General features: G+C 69.7%; 17 protein-coding genes. 9 read left to right on the top strand and 8 right to left on the bottom strand.

Annotated features, from left to right (window positions below; all coding sequences use genetic code 11):
* Nucleotides 1-84: 84 nt before the first annotated feature.
* From AB0I77_RS04060 to AB0I77_RS04050, 3 genes are read right to left on the bottom strand one after another with little or no spacing between them, the layout of a single operon-like run.
* A complete protein-coding gene (locus AB0I77_RS04060; RefSeq protein WP_363280751.1) occupies nucleotides 85-933 on the bottom strand; it encodes a carbohydrate ABC transporter permease in 849 nt (282 codons plus the stop codon).
* Nucleotides 930-1883 carry a sugar ABC transporter permease gene (locus tag AB0I77_RS04055; protein ID WP_363280750.1) on the bottom strand — a complete coding sequence of 318 codons (954 nt, stop codon included), beginning with the start codon at nucleotides 1881-1883 and terminating at the stop codon, nucleotides 930-932. The genes AB0I77_RS04060 and AB0I77_RS04055 overlap by 4 nt, the downstream gene beginning before the upstream one ends.
* On the bottom strand, nucleotides 1883-3196 hold the full coding sequence (locus AB0I77_RS04050) for an ABC transporter substrate-binding protein (RefSeq protein ID WP_363280749.1): 1314 nt from the start codon (nucleotides 3194-3196) through the stop codon (nucleotides 1883-1885). The genes AB0I77_RS04055 and AB0I77_RS04050 overlap by 1 nt, the downstream gene beginning before the upstream one ends.
* Before the next feature lie 171 nt (nucleotides 3197-3367).
* Here AB0I77_RS04050 and AB0I77_RS04045 point away from each other — a divergent pair, with 171 nt between their 5' ends.
* The 6 genes from AB0I77_RS04045 (at nucleotide 3368) to AB0I77_RS04020 (ending at nucleotide 13314) form a co-directional block, all read left to right on the top strand.
* Nucleotides 3368-5740, top strand: a complete 2373-nt coding sequence (locus AB0I77_RS04045; RefSeq protein WP_363280748.1) for a glycoside hydrolase family 2 protein — start codon at nucleotides 3368-3370, stop codon at nucleotides 5738-5740.
* Nucleotides 5737-6774, top strand: coding sequence for a LacI family DNA-binding transcriptional regulator (locus AB0I77_RS04040; protein ID WP_363280747.1), 1038 nt, complete (start codon nucleotides 5737-5739; stop codon nucleotides 6772-6774). The genes AB0I77_RS04045 and AB0I77_RS04040 overlap by 4 nt, the downstream gene beginning before the upstream one ends.
* Before the next feature lie 134 nt (nucleotides 6775-6908).
* Entirely contained in the window at nucleotides 6909-8129 is a 1221-nt protein-coding gene (locus AB0I77_RS04035; protein WP_363280746.1) for an acetyl-CoA C-acyltransferase, read from the top strand.
* On the top strand, nucleotides 8126-10255 hold the full coding sequence (locus tag AB0I77_RS04030; RefSeq protein WP_363280745.1) for a 3-hydroxyacyl-CoA dehydrogenase NAD-binding domain-containing protein: 2130 nt from the start codon (nucleotides 8126-8128) through the stop codon (nucleotides 10253-10255). The genes AB0I77_RS04035 and AB0I77_RS04030 overlap by 4 nt, the downstream gene beginning before the upstream one ends.
* Nucleotides 10256-10420: 165 nt before the next feature.
* On the top strand, nucleotides 10421-11854 hold the full coding sequence (locus AB0I77_RS04025) for a cellulose binding domain-containing protein (RefSeq protein WP_363280744.1): 1434 nt from the start codon (nucleotides 10421-10423) through the stop codon (nucleotides 11852-11854).
* Nucleotides 11851-13314 carry a polysaccharide deacetylase family protein gene (locus tag AB0I77_RS04020; RefSeq protein ID WP_363280743.1) on the top strand — a complete coding sequence of 488 codons (1464 nt, stop codon included), beginning with the start codon at nucleotides 11851-11853 and terminating at the stop codon, nucleotides 13312-13314. The genes AB0I77_RS04025 and AB0I77_RS04020 overlap by 4 nt, the downstream gene beginning before the upstream one ends.
* 61 nt (nucleotides 13315-13375) lie before the next feature.
* Here the strand turns inward: AB0I77_RS04020 and AB0I77_RS04015 are convergent, their stop codons facing one another.
* From AB0I77_RS04015 to AB0I77_RS04005, 3 genes are all read right to left on the bottom strand, one after another.
* Nucleotides 13376-15079 carry a glycosyltransferase gene (locus AB0I77_RS04015; RefSeq protein ID WP_363280742.1) on the bottom strand — a complete coding sequence of 568 codons (1704 nt, stop codon included), beginning with the start codon at nucleotides 15077-15079 and terminating at the stop codon, nucleotides 13376-13378.
* Nucleotides 15076-16347, bottom strand: a complete 1272-nt coding sequence (locus AB0I77_RS04010; RefSeq protein ID WP_363280741.1) for a nucleotide sugar dehydrogenase — start codon at nucleotides 16345-16347, stop codon at nucleotides 15076-15078. Before AB0I77_RS04010 ends, AB0I77_RS04015 begins: the two co-directional genes overlap by 4 nt.
* A 205-nt stretch (nucleotides 16348-16552) precedes the next feature.
* A complete protein-coding gene (locus AB0I77_RS04005; protein WP_363280740.1) occupies nucleotides 16553-17569 on the bottom strand; it encodes a hypothetical protein in 1017 nt (338 codons plus the stop codon).
* A gap of 102 nt (nucleotides 17570-17671) precedes the next feature.
* On the opposite strand from AB0I77_RS04005, the gene AB0I77_RS04000 reads away from it, so the two are divergent.
* Both AB0I77_RS04000 and AB0I77_RS03995 read left to right on the top strand, forming a co-directional pair.
* Nucleotides 17672-18631: an NAD(P)-dependent oxidoreductase gene (locus AB0I77_RS04000; protein ID WP_363281136.1), complete on the top strand. Its 960-nt coding sequence runs from the start codon at nucleotides 17672-17674 to the stop codon at nucleotides 18629-18631.
* Nucleotides 18632-18698: 67 nt separating this feature from the next.
* Entirely contained in the window at nucleotides 18699-19076 is a 378-nt protein-coding gene (locus tag AB0I77_RS03995) for an NTP pyrophosphohydrolase (RefSeq protein ID WP_363280739.1), read from the top strand.
* Here AB0I77_RS03995 and AB0I77_RS03990 read toward each other — a convergent pair.
* Nucleotides 19060-20526, bottom strand: a complete 1467-nt coding sequence (locus tag AB0I77_RS03990) for an amidase (protein WP_363280738.1) — start codon at nucleotides 20524-20526, stop codon at nucleotides 19060-19062. The two genes, AB0I77_RS03995 and AB0I77_RS03990, sit on opposite strands and share 17 nt — an antisense overlap.
* Before the next feature lie 16 nt (nucleotides 20527-20542).
* The gene (locus AB0I77_RS03985) at nucleotides 20543-21841 is read right to left on the bottom strand and encodes an Nramp family divalent metal transporter (RefSeq protein WP_363280737.1); all 1299 of its coding nucleotides are present in this window, start codon (nucleotides 21839-21841) and stop codon (nucleotides 20543-20545) included.
* Between the two features lie 138 nt (nucleotides 21842-21979).
* On the opposite strand from AB0I77_RS03985, the gene AB0I77_RS03980 reads away from it, so the two are divergent.
* Nucleotides 21980-22984: an Lrp/AsnC family transcriptional regulator gene (locus AB0I77_RS03980; RefSeq protein ID WP_363280736.1), complete on the top strand. Its 1005-nt coding sequence runs from the start codon at nucleotides 21980-21982 to the stop codon at nucleotides 22982-22984.
* Nucleotides 22985-23023: the final 39 nt, after the last annotated feature.

Raw genomic sequence — 23023 nt, 5'->3', positions numbered from 1 at the left:
CGTAGACCTTTCCGTCGTACGGCGGCTGCGGGTCCGTTGTGGCTTGTCGCGCAGTTCCCCGCGCCCTTAAAGACTAAAAGCAACTCATCTGGTCGCGCCTTTCATGAAGCCGTTGTAGACGTACCTCTGCAAGCACAGGAAGACGATCAGCGTCGGCAGGATCACCAGGACCGCTCCTGCCGAGATCGTTTCCCAGTGGGCGGCGTAGGGGCCCTTGAAGCGGAACAGGGACGTCGAGATCACGCCAAGATCTTGTGAGGGCATGTAGAGGAAGGGGATGTAGAAGTCGTTGTAGACGGCGATCCCCTTCACGATCACGACCGTCGCGATCGCCGGTTTCAGGAGCGGGAAGATGATCTTGCGGTAGATGGTGAAGGCGTTGGCGCCGTCGAGGCGGGCCGCCTCGTCCAGGGAGAGCGGGATGGACCGTACGAACTGGAGGAAGATGTAGATCGAGACGATGTCCGTGCCCATGTAGAGGACGATCGGGGCCCAGCGGGTGTCGAACATGCCGAAGCTGTGGACAATCTGGAAGGTGGCCACCTGGGTGGTCACGCCGGGGACGAGGGCGGCGACCAGGAAGAGGGCGACCACCAGTTTCCGGAAGCGGAAGGTGAAGCGGTCGATCGCGTACGCCGTCATCGAGCCGATGAGGACCGTCCCGCCGACCGAGGCGACCAGGATGAAGGCCGTGTTGCCGAACGCCGAGAGCATCTCGCCGTCCTGGAACGCCGTCACGTAGTTGTCGAAGTTGAGCAGGTCGCGCGGGAGCGTGAGCGCCCCGCCGCCGTCCGCCGTCTCGTCCTCGGTCTTCAGCGACGTCAGGAAGACGACGCCGAGCGGGAGCAGGACGACCACCGAGGCGAGGATCAGCGACAGGTACACGAGGGTGCGGGCAACGGCCCGGCGGGTCGGTGTCGGTGTCGGTGTCATACCAGGTCCACCCTGTCGTCGGGGACGAGGCGCCGCTGCACCCAGGTCACCAGCAGGATGATCAGCAGCAGGACTACGGCGGCCGCGGAGGCGAGGCCCGTCTTGTTGAACTGGAAGGCCAGCTTCACGGTCTGGATCACGAAGGTCTCGGTGCCGGTCGCCCCGCCGGTCATGATGTACGGGATCTCGAAGGCCGACAGGGAGCCGGAGATCGAGAGGATCACGGTCAGGGTCAGCATCGGTTTGATGCCCGGCGCGATGATGTAGCGGAACTGGTGCCAGCGGTTGGCGCCGTCCAGCTCGGCCGCCTCGTACAGCTCCCCCGGGATGGACTGGATCGCGCCCAGGAACAGGACGAAGTTCATCCCCAGGTAGCGCCAGATCGAGACGCCGGCGAGGGAGGTGTTCGCCGAGTTCGGCGTGCCGAGCCAGGCGTGGTCCGTGTGGTAGCCGAACGCGCCCAGCACCGTGTCGAGGGTGCCGCCGTCCTGGAAGAAGTACAGGAAGACGAAGCCGATCGCGACGCTGTTGATCAGGGACGGGAAGAAGAGCACGCCCTTGAAGAAGCTCCGGAAGCGGACGTTGAAGCTCAGGATCGTCGCGAAGTACAGCGCGGCGACGATCTGGACGACGGATGCGGCCAGGTAGTAGCCGCTGACGAAGAAGACCTGGAAGAGGTCTTCCCTGGTGAAGATCTCCGCGTAGTTCTCGGCGCCCGTGTAGTGCAGCTCAGGGCTCACGCCGTCCCAGTCGGTGAAGCTGTACGCGACCATGTTGGCGATCGGCGCGTAGGTGAACGTGATCAGGAGGGCGAGCGGGGCGAGCAGGAACAGCCACGGGGTGACGATCCGCCAGGTGCGCGCCCGGCGCGGGGCCGGCCGGGGGGCGGCGGACTTCAGGGCCGGTGCCACGGCCCTGAAGTCCGCCTTCTCGGTGGTGGTGTCCGCCATCAGGAGCCCACGTTCGCTTGCGTCTCGGTCCACTTCTTGCCGAGGTCGGCGAGGAAATCGTCGAGGCTGCCCTTCTTCGCGCCGCGCGCGAGGTCGACGAGGTCCTGGCGGTAGTCGGGCTTGTAGATGCCGACCTCGGAGTCGTTGTCGATCAGCTTGACCTTCGCGCCCGCGGCGTCGTCCACCTCGATGAGCTTCACGCCCGCGTCCTCGTACGGCTTCAGCACCTCGGGCATGGGCGCGTCCTTGAGCGGGGAGATGGCCAGATTGTCCTTGTCGTAGCCGGACTTGTCGGTGAACCAGTCGATCCAGGCGCGGGCCGCCTCCTTGTGCTCGGAGTGGACGTTGACGGCCTGGTTGTAGTCGGGGGCGACGGTCCCGCAGAACTTCCCGTCCGCCTGCGCGGGGAAGGGCATGAAGCCGATGTCGTCGGGGTTCACCCCGGCCTTCTTCGCGGCGTCCTGGAACTGGACGATCGCCCAGGTGCCGAGCCACTGCGTGGCGATCTCGCCCTTCGCCGTCCGGGGCTTGGACAGCTCCCAGTTGGTGGTCGTCGGGTCCTTCTCGGCGAGGCCCTGCTTGACGATGTCGTGCAGCAGGGTGTCCCCGACGCGCAGGTCGGCGCCTTCCGCCCACGGGTCGCCCTCGGCGAGCTTGGTGGTCGCCTGCGGGTCGCAGTGGACCGAGCCGTTGACGGACGTCCACGAGGTCAGCGTCCACTGGGCCGCGAAGTTGGTGTAGTACGGGATCGCGTCCGTCTTCGCCTTGATGGCCTTCAGACCGGCGAGGAACTCGGCCGGGGTGGTGGGCCATTCGGTGACGCCGGCCTGCTCCCAGACCCGCTTGTTGTAGACGAAGCCGGGCATCACACCGACCGGGCTCTGGCCGTAGACCTTGCCGTCGACGGTGGTGTAGTCGGTGAAGCGGTACTTCTTGCCGCGTTCGGCCTCGGTGCCCAGCGAGGCGAAGAACTTCGGGTAGTCGTCCTTCTTGATGACCGCCGGGATCAGGAGGACATCACCGTAGTCCTCCGTGTTCATCCGGATCTTGATCTCGGCCTCGTAGTTGGTGAGTGCCTGGAACTCGACCTTGACCTTCGGGTACGTCTTGTTGAACTCGGCGGCGTACTTCTTCATCGTGCCGTCTTGCACCAGGTCGGTCCGCACGGTGAGGACCGTGATGTCTCCGCTCACTTTCGAGGGGTCGTCGGCTGCCTTGGCATCCGCGCCCTTCGAGGTGCCTCCGGTGCCGGTGCAGCCCGGGATCAGCAGGGCGGCTCCCACGGCGATGGCGAGGACTGTACGGCGGTTCATGTGCATCAGCTCCGTTCTCGGGACGGACGAGCACTTGCGGGATGGTCGAACACGAGCGGGTTGGCTGATTCGGCACTCTGACAGCGCTTTCCTCAACCGGTAAAGTCCCAATCCCGCCAACGATGGACGAATGGCGCCGAATACTGGGGTTGACCGGTTTAGGGAGTGCGGATGCTGGAGGCCACACCGCTCACCGAGGGATGGGTCCTGAGGCATGAGGGGGGCGCGCTCCCGGCCGAGGTGCCGGGCTGCGTGCACACCGATCTGCTGACGGCGGGAGTGATCGCGGACCCCTTCCTCGGACGGAACGAGTCCGAGGTCGCGTGGGTGGGGCGGCGGGAGTGGACGTACGAGACCGACCTGCCGGACGTGGCGGCCGGCCACGAGCGGACGGACCTCGTCTTCGACGGGCTCGACACGGCCGCGGAGATCCTGGTGGGCGGTCGGCTCCTGGGCCGGGTACGGAACATGCACCGCTCGTACCGCTTCGACGTGACGGGGATGAGTGGGCCGCTGACCGTGCGGTTCGCCTCCGCCTACGCCGAGGCCGAGGCCGTGCGCGAGAAGCTCGGGGAGCGGCCCGCCGCCTATGCCGAGCCCTACCAGTACATCCGCAAGATGGCCTGCTCCTTCGGCTGGGACTGGGGGCCGACCCTGGTGACGGCCGGGATCTGGCGGCCGGTGCGGCTGGAGCGCTGGTCGACGGCCCGGATCGACCGGGTGCGCCCCCTGGTGAGAGTCGAAGACGGCCTGGGACGGGTTGAGTTGGCCGTCGAGGTCGAGCGGGGCAGGGACGAGGCGCCGCTCACCGTGGAGGCGACGGTCGGCGGGGTGCGGGCCCGCGCCGAGATCGACGGGACGAGCGGGACCGTACGGCTTCAGGTGCCGGACGTGCGGTTGTGGTGGCCGCGGGGATATGGCGAACAGCCGCTGTACGACGTCGAGTTGACGCTTCTGAACGGTGATCGCGCGCTGGACGTGTGGCGGCGGCGCATCGGCTTCCGGACCGTCGAACTGGACCGCCGGACCGACGCGCACGGCACCGGGTTCACCTTCGTCGTGGGCGGCGAGCGGCTCTTCGCGCGGGGTGTGAACTGGATCCCGGACGACGTGTTCCCGTCCCGGATCGGCCCGGGCCGCTACCGGGAGCGGCTGCGGCAGGCGGCCGACGCCGGTGTGGACCTCGTGCGCGTGTGGGGCGGCGGGATCTACGAGAGCGAGGACTTCTACGACGCCTGCGACGAACTCGGGCTGCTGGTCTGGCAGGACTTCCCCTTCGCGTGCGCCGCCTATCCGGAGGAGCAGCCGCTGCGCGGCGAGGTGGAGGCGGAGGCGCGCGAGAACGTCGTACGGCTGATGCCGCATCCCTCGCTCGTGCTGTGGAACGGCAACAACGAGAACCTGTGGGGGTTCAGGGACTGGGGCTGGGAGGAGCCGCTGGCCGGGGACTCCTGGGGCGAGGGGTACTACCTGGGCGTACTGCCGCGGGTGGTGGCCGAGTTGGATCCCACGCGGCCGTATGCGGCGGGCAGCCCGTGGTCCGGGTCGTGGGACCGGCATCCGAACGATCCGGCGCACGGCACGCACCACTCGTGGGAGGTGTGGAACCGGACCGACTACGCCGAGTATCGGCGCGAAGTGCCGCGTTTCGTCGCCGAGTTCGGGTGGCAGGCGCCGCCCGCGTACGCCACGCTGCGGCGGGCGCTGCCCGGCGAGGAGCTCGCGTCCGACTCCCCCGGCATGCTGCACCACCAGAAGGCCGACGACGGCAACGGCAAGCTGGAGCGGGGGCTCGCTCGCCATTTCGCCGTGCCTGAAGGGGACTTCGACCGCTGGCACTACCTGACCCAGGTCAACCAGGCCCGCGCCATCGCCGCCGGGATCGAGCACTGGCGCTCGCACTGGCCGGTGTGCGCGGGGACGGTCGTATGGCAGCTCAACGACTGCTGGCCGGTGACCTCTTGGGCGGCGATCGACGGGGACGGGCGGGAGAAGCCGCTGTATCACGAGCTGAGGCGGCTGTACGCGGACCGGCTGCTCACGCTTCAAGTGCGGGAGCGGGGACTGGTGTTGGCCGCCGTGAACCAGTCGGCCGAGGAGTGGACAGGCTTGCTGGCGCTGTGCCGGATGTCTGTCGAGGGTGGCGTGATCGGTTCGGCGCACGTGGAATTCACCGCCGGGCGGCGGTCCGTCGCGGACATCGATGTCCCGAGGGAGCTGGAGCCCGGCGGTCCCAAGGAGTTCCTGGTCGCGGACGCGGGAGGGCTGCGCGCCCTGCACTTCCCGGCTCCCGATCGTGAAGTCTCGTATCCCCGGCCGGAGTTCGACGTCTCGCTCACGCCGGGCGGCATCGAGGTGACGGCCCACACCCTCGTACGGGATCTGCTGTTGCAGGCCGACCGGCTGGATCCGGCGGCTCGGGCCGACCGGGGGCTGGTCACGCTGCTGCCGGGCGAGCGGGTCACCATCGGGGTGCGGGGCTGGCGGACGCCGGATGCCGAGCAGGCGCGATCAGCCCTGTACTGCGTGGAGCCCCCTCGATGACAGGACTCTCAGGTCCTCGCGTCACCATCAAGGACGTCGCCGCGCGCGCCGGTGTGTCCAAGGGAGCGGTGTCCCTGGCCTTCAACCACAAGCCGGGGCTGTCGGAGACGACCCGGGACCGGATCTTCCGCGCCGCGCGCGAGCTGGGCTGGGCGCCGAGCCCGACCGCGCGGACGCTGGCCGGCTCGCGGGTGGACGTGGTGGGGCTGGCGATCTGCCGGCCGGCCCGGCTGCTGGGGCTCGAACCGTTCTACATGGACTTCATCTCGGGCGTGGAGAGCGTCCTGATCGAACAGTCCTGTTCGCTGCTGCTGCGGCTGGTGCGGAATCTGGAGGAGGAGGTCGGGCTCCAGGAGTCGTGGTGGCGGGGGCGGCAGATCGGCGGGTCGATCCTCGTGGACTTCCGGGTCGACGATCCGCGCGTGTCCGCCGTCGAGCGGCTCGGGATGCCGATGGTGGCCGTCGGGCATCCCTCGCTGACCGGGAGCCTCACCTCCGTGTGGACCGACGACGCCACCGCCGTGACGGAGGCTGTGCGGTATCTGGCGGCGCTCGGGCACCGGAGGATCGCGCGGGTCGGCGGCCCGGCGGCGCTGGGGCACACCGTGGCCCGCACGGCCGCCTTCGACGAGGCGGCGCGCGGCCTGGCGCTGGCCGGGGCGTGGCAGGTCGCCACGGACTACTCCGGGGAGGCGGGCGCCCGGGCCACCCGGTCCCTGCTGGCCGCCGCCGCGCCCGACCGCCCGACCGCGATCGTGTACGACAACGACATCATGGCGGTGGCGGGCCTGTCGGTGGTGGCCGAGATGGGGCTGAGCGTGCCGCACGACGTGTCCCTGCTGGCCTGGGACGACTCCCAGCTGTGCCGGCTGACCCATCCGACGCTCTCCGCGATGAGCCACAACGTGCACGGCTTCGGCGCGGAGGCGGCACGGACGCTGTTCGGGGTGATCACGGGAGAGGGTCCGGGCTCGCATCCGGTGCCGACTCCCGTCCTCACTCCACGAGGCTCGACGGCTCCGCCGAGGGTGTGACCTTCACCGCTTGGACCACCGCTTGGACCAGGGGGACTGGGCAGCCACGTTACCCACAAGTAGCATGGGATTCTGAGCGCGCGCTCAGCGCATCGCAGCAGTAGTGCCACCCCGCACCCTGGAGGAGAGCCAACGTGCCTCGTACCGTCAGGGATGTCGTCTTCGTCGACGGCGTCCGCACCCCGTTCGGCAAGGCGGGCCCGAAGGGCATCTACCACGAGACCCGTGCCGACGACCTCGTCGTGAAGGCGATCCGGGAGCTGCTGCGCCGCAACCCCGGTCTCGACCCGAAGAAGATCGACGAGGTCGCCATCGCCGCGACCACGCAGATCGGCGACCAGGGCCTGACCATCGGCCGTACGGCCGGCATCCTGGCCGGGCTGCCGCAGTCCGTGCCCGGTTACTCGATCGACCGCATGTGCGCCGGCGCGCTCACGGCCGTCACCACCACCGCGGGCTCCATCGCCTTCGGCGCCTACGACGCCGTCATCGCCGGTGGTGTCGAGCACATGGGCCGCCACCCCATGGGCGAGGCCGTGGACCCTAACCCGCGGTTCGTCAGCGAGAAGCTGGTCGACGAGTCCGCCCTGTTCATGGGCATGACCGCCGAGAACCTGCACGACCGCTACCCGCACATCACCAAGCTGCGCGCCGACGAGTACGCGGTGCGCTCGCAGGAGAAGGCCGCCAAGGCGTACGCCAACGGCAACATCCAGGCCGACCTGGTGCCGATCTCGGTGCGCCGCACCAGCCCTGAGGCCGGTGAGACGGGCTGGGGCCTGGTCACCGCCGACGAGCCGATGCGCCCGGGGACCACCCTGGAGAACCTGGCCGGCCTGAAGACCCCGTTCCGTGTGCACGGGCGGGTCACCGCCGGTAACGCGGCCGGTCTGAACGACGGCGCCACCGCCTCGATCATCGCGTCCGAGGACTTCGCCCGCGAGCACGACCTCCCGGTGAAGATGCGCCTGGTCTCCTACGCCTTCGCGGGCGTCGAGCCGGAGGTCATGGGCTACGGCCCGATCCCGGCGACGGAGAAGGCCCTCGCCAAGGCCGGCCTGTCCATCGAGGACATCAACCTCTTCGAGATCAACGAGGCCTTCGCCGTCCAGGTCCTGGCCTTCCTGGACCACTACGGCATCGCGGACGACGACGCGCGCGTCAACCAGTACGGCGGCGCCATCGCCTACGGTCACCCGCTGGCCTCCTCCGGTGTCCGTCTGATGACGCAGCTGGCCCGCCAGTTCGAGGAGCAGCCGCAGGTCCGCTACGGCCTGACCACGATGTGCGTCGGCTTCGGCATGGGCGCGACGGTCATCTGGGAGAACCCGCACTTCGACGGAGGCGACAAGTGAGCACCACCGCTGAGCTCTTGAAGGGCGCGGCCGAGCTGTTCCCGGACGAGGTCGTCACGCAGGCGCACGTACGCCACCTGGACCTGCCGTTCGGGGCGGGCCGGTTCGCGCTGATCACCCTCGACAACGGCCTCGACCACACCAAGCCGACCACTTTCGGCCCGGCCTCGCTGGCGAACCTCCTCGCCGCCGTCGAGCAGGTCGAGAAGGAGGCCGCGGCCGGCGAGATCGTCGGGGTCGGCGTCACCGGCAAGCCGTTCATCTTCGCGGTAGGCGCGGACCTCAAGGGCGTAGAGCTGCTGAAGAACCACGACGACGCGCTCGCCATCGGCAAGGGCGGTCACGAGGTCTTCAAGCGCCTGTCGGCCCTCACGGTCCCGACCTTCGCGTACTACAACGGCGCGGCCATGGGCGGCGGCGTCGAGGTCGGCCTGCACTGCCAGTACCGCACGGTGTCGAAGTCGATCGCGGCCTTCTCCCTGCCCGAGGTGTTCCTGGGTCTGGTCCCGGGCTGGGGCGGCTGCACGCTGCTGCCGAACCTGATCGGCGCCGACAAGGCCGTCTCGGTGGTCATCGAGAACTCGCTCAACCAGAACAAGCAGCTCAAGGGGCAGCAGGTCTTCGACCTGGGGATCGCCGACGCGCTCTTCGAGGGCGCCGACTTCCTGGAGCAGTCGCTGATCTGGACGGCGAACGTCCTCAAGGGTGAGATCGAGGTCGAGCGCCCGGTGATCGACCGCACCGAGGCCTGGGACCAGGCCGTCGAGCGCGGCCGGTTCATCGCGGACAGCAAGGTGCACGGCGCGGCCCCGGCCGCCTACCGCGCCCTCGACATCATCGCCGCCGCCAAGAACGGCGACCTCCAGCAGGGCTACGACGCCGAGGACAAGGCCCTCGCCGACCTGATCATGGGCGGTGAACTGCGCGCCGGCATCTACGCGTTCAACCTGGTGCAGAAGCGCGCCAAGCGCCCGGCCGGCGCTCCGGACAAGAACCTGGCGCGTCCGGTCACCAAGGTGGGCGTCGTGGGCGCGGGCCTGATGGCCTCGCAGCTCGCGCTGCTGTTCCTGCGCCGCCTGGAAGTGCCCGTCGTGCTGACCGACATCGACCAGGAGCGCGTCGACAAGGGCGTGGGCTACGTCCACGCGGAGATCGACAAGCTGCTCGGCAAGGGCCGGATCAACCAGGACAAGGCCAACCGCCTCAAGGCCCTGGTCACCGGTGTGCTGGACAAGGCCGAGGGCTTCGCGGACGCCGACTTCATCATCGAGGCGGTCTTCGAGGAGATCGGCGTCAAGCAGCAGGTGTTCGCGGAGGTCGAGGCGGTCGCCCCGGCGCACGCGATCCTCGCCACCAACACCTCCTCGCTGTCGGTGAGCGAGATGGCGTCGAAGCTGAAGAACCCCGAGCGGGTCGTGGGCTTCCACTTCTTCAACCCCGTTGCGATCCTGCCGCTCCTGGAGATCGTCCGCGGCGAGCAGACCGACGACGCCTCGCTGGCCACGGCGTTCGGCGTCGCCAAGAAGCTGAAGAAGACGGCGGTGCTGGTGAAGGACGCCCCGGCGTTCGTCGTGAACCGCATCCTGACCCGCTTCATGGGCGAGATCCAGAACGTCATCGACGAGGGCACCCCGGTCGACGTCGCCGAGAAGGCCGTCGAGCCGCTGGGCCTGCCGATGTCCCCGCTGGTGCTCCTGGAGCTGGTCGGCCCGGCGATCGGCCTGCACGTCGCCGAGACGCTCAACAAGGCGTTCCCGGACCGCTTCACGGTCTCCCCCAACCTCAAGGCGGTCGTCGAGGCGGGCAAGCGCGGCTTCTACGTGTACGACAGCGGGAAGCCGGAGCTGGACCCGGAGGTCGCCGCGCTGCTGAAGCAGGGCGACAGCGTCCTCACCGAGGAGCAGGTGCGGGCGCGGGTGCTCGACGCGGTAGCGCAGGAGATCGGGCTCATGCTCGACGAGGGTGTCGTCGCCGAGGCCCAGGACATCGACCTGTGCCTGATCACCGGTGCCGGCTGGCCCTTCCACCTGGGCGGCATCACGCCATACCTGGACCGCGAGGGCGTCTCCGAGCGGGTGACCGGGAAGCCGTTCCTGACCCCGGGCGTGGCGAGCGTCCCGGCGTAACGCCGTACCCCTGAGGGGGGTGGGGCGCATGGTAACGATCCATGCGCCCCACCCCCCTTTCACATGCCTTGACAGATAGGATCCTCACACAATCCGACCACTTGTTTACCTTTCCCTGACGGCTGTGACCTACCAGCCGCTCGGTGTCGTGCGAAGGAGTTACCCGTGGCGCCCACCCGCCGCCGCCCATCCAGACGGATCTGGCCCAAGATCAGGCTGCTCCTCCTGGTGTGCGTGGTCGCCGCCGGTGCCACGGCGCTGTATCCCCTGTGGAAGTCGGCGAACCCGGACCCGCCGGAGCTCGTCGTCCGGTACCGCACCGACACTCCGGCCACCGCCCCGGCGGCCAAGCCGTCGCTGGAAGTGCTCAACGAGTCGAAGAAGCCGCTGCCGCTCGCCGATGTGACGCTCCGGTACTACTTCACCGCGGACGGGGACTCCTCGTACGCCTACAACTGCGTCCAGGCCACCGTCGGCTGTTCGAACATCGCCGGGACCGTGACGAAGCCGGCCGACCCCACCGAGGACGCGGACCACTATCTGGAGCTGCGGTTCACCGCGGACGCGGGCACCCTCGAGCCCGGTGCGAACAGCAAGGGCATCGACGTCCAGCTCTACCGCGACGACCACAAGGAGCTGACGCAGTCCGACGACCGCTCCTTCGACGCCGAGAAGACCACCTACAAGGAGTCGAAGAAGGTCACCGCCTACAAGCGGGGCGTTCTGGTCTGGGGCGACGAGCCGGACGGCGGCGGCGAGCAGGGGGCGTCGGCCAAGGCCTCCGCGGCGCCCGCCCCGGTGCCGGCCGCCCCGGCCGGGGTCATGTTCGACAACTTCCACTACGTCGGCGAGAAGGACCCCGCGCTCTTCAAGCACGGCTGGCTGGTCCGCAGCAGCAAGGGCGGCCCGGGCATCGAGGACACCTGGTCGGCCGGCGGGGTCACGTTCCCCGCCGAGAAGGACGCCCTGGGCGACGGCCAGGTACTCAACCTGCGCGCCAGCACCGACGGCACCAGGTCCGGCACGAAGCAGGCCAGCCTGGGCACCGCGAGCCGCGAGTTCCACGACGGCACCTACGCGGCCCGGATCCACTTCAGCGACGAGCCGACCGAGGGCGAGAACGGCGACCACGTCAACCAGACCTTCTACACCATCGGCGGCAGCGGCAGGACGTACAGCGAGCTCGACAACGAGTACATGCCGAACGGCGGTTGGGGCCGGCTCGGGCCCAAGCTCGACACCGTGAGCTGGTACGACCACGAGTCCAACGACCGCGTCTACACCACGACGAACAAGAGCCTCGCCGGCTGGCACACCATGATCATCACCGTCGAGGACGACGTGGTCACCTACCGCATGGACGGCAAGAAGCTCTTCTCCAGCAGCGGCAAGTACGCCCCGCGCTCGGGCATGTCGATCAACTTCAACCACTGGTTCGTGGACCTGCCGTTCAAGGGTGACCGCTCCTGGGACATGCAGGTGGACTGGCTGTACTACAACGCCAACGAGGTCTTGTCCGTCAAGGACGTCAACACCGCGGTCAAGGAATACAGCGAAAACGGCATGAACTACTTCGACACTGTTCGGGAGTCTCGTTGAGCAAGGAGCAACACCGTGGCCGCAGCGGCCCGCTGAGCCGGCGCGCCGCGCTGCTGATGGGTGGCACGGGAGGAGTGGCGCTGGCAGGCGGCGGCGGTGCCTGGCTGGGCACCGTGGCGGCCCAGCCCGCGGCCGCCCCGGCGGCCGAGGCGGCCATCGGCGGCCTCACCACACCCCCGGCCTACGCCCCGTCGGGGCGCCGCCCCAAGTACCGCCGGGCCACCTGGTCCCAGCAGTTCCAGGCCTCTCACGGCTGGACTGCGGCGGGCGTGGGCACGGCGTCGGCCGAGGCGAACGACACGTCCGTCTTCGCCCGCGGGACGCAGTCGGTCCGGGTCACCACCAACGGCACCGGAAAGCAGTCGTACGTCCGCAAGACCGGCATGCCGGCGCTGAACCTGACCAACAAGATGATCAGGCTGGTTTTACGGGTCGAGGACGTGACCAACCTGTCCAAGCTCGTCTTCTACGTCGGCAGCGGCTCCCTGGCGAACCACTTCGCCTGGACGTTCCACGCCCACTCCAAGACGGCGGCCAACTACGTCCAGTCCGGGGAGTGGGTGACGGTCCATCTTCAGTGGGCCGACGTCACCGCCGCGGCCGGCACGTACGCGCTCTCCGCCTCCGGCACGCCGTCCACCAAGACCGGCTTCACCGACATGTCGTTCGCCGTGTACGACAACGCGGGCGGCCCGGTGACCTACCGCCTCCAGGCCGTCGAGCTGATACCGGACACCGCCTCGGTCTTCCCGAAGGGCGTCGTCTCCCTCACCTTCGACGACTCCCACAAGTCGATCCACGACCTGGCCCGGCCGGTGATGGACCAGTTCGGCTACTCGGGCACGGTCTACAACATCGCCGACGCCATCGGTACGGGGAGCTTCCTGACGGTCGGCCAGATGCGCTCGATGCAGGACTTCTCCGGCTGGGAGATGGCCGGGCACTCGTACGCGAACGCCACCCACACCGCCAGCTACCCCAAGCTCACCGCGCAGCAGGCGGACGACGACTTCCGCAAGCTGCGCGAATGGCTGGTGGGCAACGGCTTCTCCAGCGAGCATTTCGCCTACCCGCACGGCGCGTTCCAGAAGACGTCGGACGGCGTTCCGGTGGACCTGATCGCGAGCCGGCACTTCACCACGGCCCGGTCGATCGTCTCCGAGACGATCGAGTCCTTCGCTCCGGCGATGCCCTACCGCCTCAAGGCGCTGACCGGCATCAACGACGGTACGGGCATCGGCGGTACGGCACTGTCGAAGGTGACCGGCGCGGGCGGCCGGCTCGACCGCTGCGCGAACAGCGGTGACTGGCTCATCCTGTGCCTCCACAAGGTCGTCGCGGGCGCTCCGGCGACCAGCACGGAGATCGGCAAGGCCGGCCTCAGCGCGCTGATGAAGGCGATCGACGACCGGGGCATCCCGGTGCTCACGGTCGAGGAGGCGATGGCCACCTACACGTGAGGCCCTGCGCAAGCAGAAAGAGGGGCGGCCCTGCGGCCGCCCCTCTTTCCTCTGTCCGCGGCTACCAGCCCTGTCCGTGCCCCTGGCCGTTGCCCTGCTGCTGCCAGGACGGGTCCGGGTATCCGCCGCCCTGGTGCTGGGGGTACTGAGCGTCGTAGCCCTGCTGCTGGTACGGGCCGGGGGTCCCCCAGGTCACGGGCTGCTGGGGGACGTGCGCGTGCTGTTCGTCGTAGCCGGGCAGCGGCTGCGGCTGGGTGGGGATGGGGCCGGACGGGCGGGGCCGGGTGCGCAGGGCCACGCCCTCCAGACGCATCAGCTGGAGCGTCTCGGTGACCTTCTTGTCCGAGTACGGGTCCTCTTCCTCGAAGATCTCCGTCACGTCGGACTCGTGGTCGCCGGCCACGGACACCTCGACGCCGCCCTGGCGGGTGCCCCAACTGCCCTTGTGCAGGGTGAAGAGGGCGTAGAACCTGAGCGGGGTCAGCAGGGTCAGCTGGATCACGCCGTAGATCGGCGCGAGCAGGAACATGCCGAAGCGCTTGATGAAGCCCATGCCCCGGCGCGGGAAGTCGAGGTAGCGCACATTGCGGAGGTACCCCATCAGGACCATGAAGGTCAGGTAGTCCTCGATGTGGTTGACGAACCGGTCCGGGTGGATGATCGGCAGGATGACCATCGAGTAGAACATCGCCGAGCCGAAGACCAGCCACAGCGCCAGTTCCATACAGGTCAGCCAGAAGGCGGGCCGGTACTTCTTCTGGTTCCGGAAGGCCCACAGGGACTCGCGGAAGAAGGACTTGTTCCAACGGACCTGCTGGCGCAGGAAGTGCGGCAGCTTCTCGGGGACGGCCGTGTAGCCGACGGCGGTCTCCTGGAAGACGACCTGGCCTTCCATGAGGCAGTAGTTGGTCATCCGGCGGTCGTCGCCGAAGACGGCCGGCTTGCCCAGGAACTGCTGGTTGAGGAAGTCGTCGAGGTACTTGCGCACCAGCGTGCCGCGGTAGGCGGAGAGCGCGCCGCAGCAGCACAGGACCGACTTCAGGCGCGAATAGGCGGCCCGTTCGAAGAGGAAGGAGTTGCCGTAGCGCAGGTCCTGGAGGCGCGTGAAGATGTTGCTGTCGTGGTTGAGCGCGAGCACCATGCCGGTGGAGGCCATGATCTTCTCGTCGGCCAGCGGGAGCAGCAGTTCGCGGACGGTGTCCCGGGACAGGACCGTGTCCGAGTCCACGCACAGGAAGATGTCCGAGTACGGCGCCGCCTGGAACCCCAGCGCGAGGGCCTCGCGCTTGCCCTTGTTCACGGGCTGCACGCTGACCGTGTACTTCACGCCCCGGGCCTCGAACTCGCGGCGTATCTTCTTCGCCGTCCTGATGCCGGAGTCGTTGGCGCTGGCGTCGTCGATGATGTGGATCTCGTTGGGCAGGCGGCTCTGCGCGAGGAGGCTGCGCATGCCCTGCTCGAACATCACCGGGTCCTCGTTGTAGATCGGGATGACCGCGGTGACCCAGGCGTCCTCCAGGTACTCCAGCTCCTCCCGACCGGCCTTGGCCGGACGGTAGAAGAGGGCGCCGAACATCTTCAGGGCCAGCAGGCTCATGGCGCCGATCGAGTACAGGTGCAGCGAGCCCGCGTCGAGCCGGGTGGCGATCAGCGCGGCGAGGCCGAGGAAGACGAAGTACGAGACCTTCAGATGCCTGCGTTTGCGGTGCCCCCGATGACCGTCGGAGTCGACGGCGCCCGGTATGAAGGTGTCTTCGGACGTCACAGCTTGACCACCCGCGGGTGGTCGGCCGACTTGCCCCGGGTGTCGAAGAGCGCCCGGGCGCGGTCGGCGAGCAGACCCAGGTCGATCTCGCGGTGCGGCTGGAGCAGGATGCTGAGGTCGGCGGCCTCGGCGGCGGCGAGGTAGTCCTCGGCCCGCTCCACGCTCGCGCCGCCGACCTGCCAGTCGTCGACGCGCGGGTCGAAGTAGACGAGTTCGGCGCCACGCGCGAGCAGGTTCTCCGCCACGACCAGCGCCGGGCTCTCGCGCTGGTCGGAGATGTCCGGCTTGTACGTCACACCGAGCAGCAGCACGCGGGAGCCGCGGACCGCCTTGCCCTGGTCGTTGAGCAGGTCGGCCGCGCGGTTGACCACGTGCACGGGCATGCGCTGGTTGATCTCCTGCGCCAGTTCCACGAAACGGAACGGGATGCCGAGCGAACGCACCTTGTACGACAGGTAGTTGGGGTCGATCGGGATGCAGTGACCGCCGACGCCCGGGCCCGGGTAGAAGGGCGCGAAGCCGAAGGGCTTGGTGGAGGCGCAGCGGATCGCGTCCCACAGGTCGACGCCGATCTCGCGGCAGAACATCGACATCTCGTTGACGAGCGCGATGTTGACGTGCCGGTAGGTGTTCTCCAGGAGCTTGGCCATCTCGGCCTCGCGGGTGCCCTTGGCCTCCACGACGCGGTTCACGAAACGCTCGTAGAGGGCGCGGGCGGCCTTGGTGCAGTCCGCGGTGATGCCGCCGACCACCTTGGGCGTGTTCTCCAGGCCGAAGGAGGCGTTGCCCGGGTCGATGCGCTCCGGGGAGAAGGCGAGGTGGAAGTCCGTGCCGACGCGCAGGCCGCCGGCCTCCAGGCGCGGGCGGACTACCTCGTCAGTGGTGCCGGGGTACGTAGTCGACTCCAGCACCACGAGCGTGCCGGGGCGCAGGTTGGCCGCGATGTCGTCCACGGCGGCGTGCACCGCGCCGAGGTCGGGGGCGCCGTGGTCGGTGAGCGGGGTCGGGACACAGACGACGACCGCGGCGGCGTCCGCGATGATCTCGGCCCGGTCGACCGCCTCGAAACCCTGCTCGAGCATGGCGCCGACTTCGGCGTCGGTGATGTCGTCGATGTGCGAGCGCCCTGTGTTCAGCTCGTCGACCACCCGGCGACTGCGATCGAGGCCGACTACCTTCAGCCCCGCGGCGGATGCGGAACGGGCCAGCGGCAGCCCCACGTAACCGAGTCCGACCACCACAAGATCCACCGTGGAGGATCTGCTCACCACAACATTCCCAACCCCGTTTTGCCGGCCTCTCAGCCGGATGCCGGTGCTATGTCGGTCCCCCGACAAATTCGAACAAACGAAGGGAGGCTAGCAAGCATTTTCACTTCTTCACCACAGCTTCTTGAAGTGCCCCTTGTCACGCGCACACCGTCACAACCTTCTGTGCGTTTCGTGCGTCTCAGGTGTCTGCCGCGTACTGGCGTCAGACCTGCCGCCATGCCTCCAGCGCGAGGCCGGGCTCGTCCTTGCGGCGGGTGAGGAGCAACTGGCCGTGGGACGGGGAGAGCGTGGCCGCGACGACCCGGTCCTCCTCGTCGACGGCCAGGGACACCTCGGCGTCCACGGGGAGTTGGGGGCCCGACTCGGTCCACCAGGCGCCCGCGGACTCCTGCTCGGTGGGGTACGCGGCGAAGGCGACCCGGCCGCTCGCCGAGCGCTGGGCGAGCAGCGTGCAGTCGTGGCCGTCGAGTTCACAGCGTACGGCGGAGACCGGGCCGGGGCCGGCGGAGGCGAGCAGGGTGACCGGCTTGGCTCCCGGCCGCCAGGCGCACAGGTCGCCGGAGGTGTCCGCGTAGAAGAGGGTGGTGCTGTCCGGGGACGTGGCCAGGGCACGCAGGGTGCCGGCGCGGACCGGGGCCTCGATCGCCTCCTCCAGGACGGGCTGGGCGCCCGGCTCCTCCTGCCGCCAGTGCAGGATGCCGCCGGACACGGCCGCGTACAGCTCGACGCGGCCGGACTCGCCCGTCACGGCCGCCAACTCCTCTTGGACGTCACGCCCTTTGAGGTCGCGCCAGGGTCCCCAGCCGCCCTTCTCCTTCTGGCCGAGCATGCTGACGCCGCCGCCCTTGTTCCGTACGAAGACATGGGCGCGCCCCTGGGCGTCGACCGCGACGGCGGGCGTGCCGGTGCGGGCGCCCTTCTTGTCGGGGTGTCCGATCGGGCTCCAGTCGAGGGCCGCGAGCCGGGGCCGGAAGTGCGTGGAGTGCACCAGGCCGAACTCGCTGCCCGTGGTGGGCCGCCAGGAGACCAGATGGGCGTAGGAGTCGCTGCCCTGGCCGACCGCGAGCACGGAGTGCAGCTTCTGGTCGCCGCCCACGCGGCGGGGAGTGTCCCACGGGCCTCCGGGAGCGCGCTCCGCCCGGCACAGGACGGCGTCACCCTCGGGCAGGTACACACTGAGCCGGCCGTCGCGGCCGCGTATGAGCCAGTCGCCGTTCACCGGTTCACTGTAATCGGAGAGGACCGCTCGGCGCGTTCCGGGCCCTGGTCACGGAGGTACGGCTTCGGGTCACCGGGTACCGGGCAGTGCCGACCGGCGTCGATTGGGCAGGCTGGTCCCCAGCACCAGGTACCGCACGAGGTACCGCACGAGAACAGGAAACCGAACGTCATGACCGACACCCGCACCGTGAGCGTCCTGGGCACCGGGATCATGGGGGCCGCGATGGCCCGCAACCTCGCCCGCGCCGGACACACCGTCCGCGCCTGGAACCGCACCCGCGACAAGGCCGAACCCCTCGCCGCCGACGGCGCGCACATCGCCGACACCCCCGCCGAGGCCGTCCAGGGCGCGGATGTCGTCCTGACCATGCTGTACGACGGTCCCGCCGCCCTCGACGTCATGCGCGAGGCCGCGTCCGCGCTGCGTCCCGGCGTCGCCTGGGCGCAGTCGACCACCGTGGGCATCGAGGCGATCGGCGAGCTGGCCGGCTTCGCCCGCGAGCATGGCCTGGTCTTCTTCGACGCTCCCGTGCTGGGCACCCGCCAGCCCGCCGAGGCCGGACAGCTGCTCGTCCTGGCCGCCGGTCCGAGCGCGAGCCGCCAGGCGGTGACCCCGGTCTTCGAGGCGGTCGGCGCCCGCACCGTGTGGACCGGCGAGGACGGCGCGGCCGGCAGCGCGACGCGGCTGAAGCTGGTGGCCAACAGCTGGGTCCTCGCGACCAACTCCGCGGCCGGCGAGGTGCTGGCGCTGTCCCAGGCACTCGGCGTGGACCCGCAGAGCTTCTTCGACGCCATCGCCGGGGGCCCGCTCGACATGGGGTACCTGCGGGCCAAGTCCGGGCTCGTCCTGGGCGACCAGCTGTCGCCGGCGCAGTTCGCCGTGGCCACCGCCGCGAAGGACGCCCGGCTCATCGTCCAGGCGGGTGAACGGCACGGCGTCCGCCTCGACATGGCCGCCGCGAGCGCCGAGCGACTGGAGCGGGCCGCCGCGCAGGGCCACGCCGAGGAGGACATGGCCGCGGCCTACTTCGCCAGCTTCGAGGGGAAGCCGGAGGACTGAGGGCGAAGGACTGACGGAGCTGTCCGGCTCCGAGCCGGAGGATCTGGCTCCGTGGGACCCTGTCCGCATGGACGAGAACGCCCCTCTGCTCGTGATCGTGGACGCCGCGAACGTCGTCGGGTCGGTGCCCGACGGATGGTGGCGCGACCGGCGGGGGGCCGCGGAACGGTTGCGGGACCGGCTGGCGGCGGACGGGGTGCCGGGGCGTTCCGACCCCGTCGAGATCGTCCTGGTGGTCGAGGGGACGGCTCGCGGAGTGGAGTCGGTGCCGGGCGTACGCGTGGAGGCCGCGCCCGGCAGCGGCGACGACCACATGGTCGACCTGGTGAGCGAGGCGGGTGACCGTGCGGTCCTGGTCGTGACGGCGGATCGCGAACTGCGGCGGCGGGTCGGGGAGTTGGGGGCGGACGTGGCGGGCCCGCGAACCGTCAGGCCGTCGTCGTAGCGGACTCCGCAACGGAGCCCTCGTTCTTGAGGACTACAGGCGGCCTGCGCTCGCCGGTCCGCATCGCCTGCTCGATGGCGTACCCGGCGCGCAGCACCGCCCCGTCCTGCCGGTGCGGGCCGACCACCTGAAGCCCGACGGGCAGGCCCTCCGGGGTGAAACCGGCCGGCACCGACAGCGCGGGGCAACCGGTGACGGTGATCAGGTAGGCCGAGCGCATCCAGTCGAGGTAGGTCTCCATCGCCGTGCCGTCCACCGAGGCCGGGTACGGGAGCCGGATGTCGAACGGGGCGACCTGGCTGACCGGCAGCAGCAGCAGGTCGTACGTCTCGAAGAACTCCCGGACGCGGTGGTAGAGGGCGGTCTGGAGCAGTTGCGCCCGCCCGAGGTCCGGGCCGGTGAGCTTCCGCCCCTCCTCGATGTTCCAGATCACGTCCGGGGCCATCCGGTGGCGGTGCTCGTCGAGCAGGGGGCCGTAGGCGAGTTCCATCTGCGCGGCGCGCTGGACGAGGAAGACCTCGTCGGCCCCGGACAGGTCCGGGCAGGCCTCCTCGACCGCGCAGCCGAGGGAGGCGAACATCTCGACGGCCGGACGCAGCGCGTCCCGTACCTCGGCGTCGACGGGCACGCTCCCGCCGAGGTCGGCCGACCAGGCCACGCGCAGGCCGCGCACATCGCCGTCCAGGGGGCCCGCGAAGGCGGAGCCCGGCGTCTGAAGAGAGAGCGGGCTGCGCGGGTCGGGGCCCGCGAGCACGGACAGGCCCAGTGCCACGTCCGTCACGGTCCTGGCCATCGGGCCCTTCACCGACAGCTGTCCCCACGGCGCCTTGTCGGGCCAGGACGGCACCCGCCCGGGGGACGGGCGCAGCCCTACGACGTTGTTGAAGGAGGCGGGATTGCGCAGCGACCCGCCGGTGTCACTGCCGTCGGCGATCGGCAGCATTCCGCAGGCGAGCGCGGCCCCCGCACCGCCGCTGCTGCCGCCCGCGCTGCGGGAGAGGTCGTACGGGTTGCGGGTGGGCCCGAACACCTTGTTCACGGTGTGCGAACCCATCCCGAGTTCGGGGACGTTGGTCTTGCCGAGGGTGATGGCCCCGGCGTTCTTCAGACGCTCGACGACCAGGTGGTCCCGGTCGGGCACCCGGTCGGCGAAGATCGGCGAACCGTACGTCGTCCGGATGCCCGCGGTGTCGTGCAGGTCCTTGTGCGCGACGGGCAGACCGTGCAGCGGGCCGACCTCCGCGCCCGACATCAGCCGCGCGTCGGCCTTGGCCGCCTCTTCCAGCGCCTGCTCGGCGACCAGGCTGACGATGGCGTTCACCGCCGGATTGACGCGTTCGATCTGTTCCAGGTGGGCGGTGACGACCTCCCGGGCGGACACCTCGCGGCGCCGGATCGCGGCGGCGAGATCGGTGGCACTGCGGAAGCAGAGTTCATTCACGGGGTTCACTGCGGGCTTCCGCCTCTCAGAACGTTTCCTTGACCTGTACGACGGCCAGCACCCCGAAGAGGAGGAAGGCGCCGGACAGCAGCACATTCGCCATGACCTTGTTGCGGTAGAGGGGCTCGATGCCCCGGCGGTTGAGCAGCACCAGCAGCGCCCCGGACAGCAGGGGCAGGATCAGGGACCCGAAGGCGGCGTACGTCAGCACCAGGGCGACCGGCTTCCCCATGAACGTGACGGCGACCGACGCGGCCGCGCAGTAGACCACGAAGGCGCGGAAGGGCCTGCTGTTCTGCGCCATGTGCGGCTCGGCCTCGGTCTCCGGAATGCCGCGCATGGTCCGCAGGGAGTCCGCCAGCAGATAGCACAGGGCGTTGAACCCGCCGACGAGGGCGCTGAGCGTGACGAAGAAGAAGGTCAACAGGAACAGGACGCGGGCCGCCGATCCGAGGTCCGCGCCGAGCGGGTCGGCGAGTGCGGCCAGGCCGTCGTTGCCGCTGATGGTGTTGCCGGTGCCGTACAGCAGGCCCGTCCCCACGATGGTCGTGCAGAGCACGAAGAGGAAGGTGACGGCGTAACTGACCGCCGAGTCCGCCCGCATGACGGGCAGCCAGCTGCGGTGCTGCCAGCTCTTCTCCCGTACCCAGTAGCTGTACGAGGCGATCCCGGCCGTGCCGCCCACACCGCCGATGAGGGCCAGCACCGTCACCACGTCTCCCTCCGGCAGCCGCGGCCGCAGCGAGGAGACGAGGCCCGGCAGATCGTCCATGGTGGCGAGCATGGCCACCGCCAGGACGACCATGCCGAGGAACTTGACGAGGATGAAGACGCTCATCACCCGCTCGAAGAGCGCGTACCGGCCGACGTACACGAGCGCGGCGGACGCCAGCGCGATCGCGATGCCCAGCGGTCGCGCGGGGAGCGCGGGGAACAGCGTGGACAGGGCCAGCGAGGCCACCGAGCTCAGGGCGGCCCCGTACAGCAGTCCGATGACCAGGACGAAGAGGAAGAACGCCGGGGGCAGCCAGCGTCCGACCGACCGCAGGCTGGCGATCACGGTCTGGCCGGTCGCCATGTAGAGCCGTCCCACCGACTCGGTGAGGACGAATTTCAGGACGACGCCGATGAGGATCGCCCACAGCAGCGCCATCCCGTACCCGGAGGCGCCCGCGAGGGAGGTCACCATGTCGCCGGCGCCCACGCTCGCGGCCGCCAGGACCAGGCCGGGGCCCAGCAGGGCCGCTCGCCCGCGCCGGGTGGCGGGGGCCCGGGCGGGCTCGGCCGCCTGTTGCCGAGGGGGAGTTCCTTGCGTCGTGGTCATGTCGACCATCTCCGTACGTCGTGATGAGAGCGGGGAGTCATCGGTTCGTGCGGCTCATGTCGTGCAGGTTCGGGCACGCTGACGGAAGGGAACAAGAATCTCGGCCCAAGTGACGGAATCGGCCATACACTTGGTGCGATGAACGCACGGCAGACCGGTCCCGTGGCGGATTCGCTGGATCGTCGCATCATCAGCGCGCTACAGATCGACGGCCGGGCCTCCTGGCACCGCATCGCGGTGGCGCTCGGCGAGGCCGAACGCACCGTCGTCCGCCGGGGAACCCGGCTGCTGGACTCCGGTCTGGTGCGGATCGGCGCCATGGCCCTGCACGGCCGCAGCACGGTGGTCGGTGTGCGCTGCGCCCCGGGACAGGCGCGGATGGTCGCGAGCGCGCTGGCCCGCCGGTCCGACTGTGTCTTCACTCATGTGCTGACCGGCTCCCCGGACTGTGTGGCGGAACTGCTCTGCCCCCGGGACCGGCTGGCGAGCCTGGTGATGGACGAACTGCCGGGACTTCCGGGCATGTTGGAGACGTTCACGCTGCCGGTGCTGCGGCACATCCGCACGATCCGCGAGTGGCATTCCGGTCTGCTCACCGACGACGAGATCGCCACGCTGGCGGGCCCGTCCGAGGCGCCCGCACCGTCGCCGGCCGATGGTGACGTGATGCCGTCCGCCGACGTGGCACAGGAACTCTCCCGTTCGGACCGGCTGCTCCTGAACGCGCTCGCCGAGGACGGACGGTGCACCTATGAGGAACTCGGCCGCGTCGCGGGCGTCTCGGAGGCCACCGCGCGGCGGCGCCTGGGCGCGCTGCGGCGGGAGGGCAGGGTGCGCATCCGCGCGGTGATCGAGCCGGCGCTGCTCGGGCTGCCGGTGGAGGCGCTGCTCCGGGTGCGCACCGCTCCGGCGGGGGCCGAGGCGGTGGCAGCGGCGCTGGCGGACAACGTCCATGTCCGGTACGCCAGTTTCGTCACCGGAGAGCACCAGATCCTGGTGCTGGCGGCGCTGCCCAGCGAGTCGGCCCTGTACGACTTCGTCACCCGGGCCCACTGGCTGCGGGACGTGGCGTCCGTGGACACCTCGCTCGTCCTCAGCTCGCTGAAACGCGGCGGCATGCTCGCGCGCGGGGCGCGGGACTGACGGGGGCGTACGGACTGCCGGGACTGAGCGGCATCAGAT

Origin of the sequence: Streptomyces sp. NPDC050619 (assembly GCF_040654815.1) — a bacterium.
GTDB lineage: Bacteria > Actinomycetota > Actinomycetes > Streptomycetales > Streptomycetaceae > Streptomyces.
This window is presented reverse-complemented; position numbering and strand designations above follow the sequence as displayed.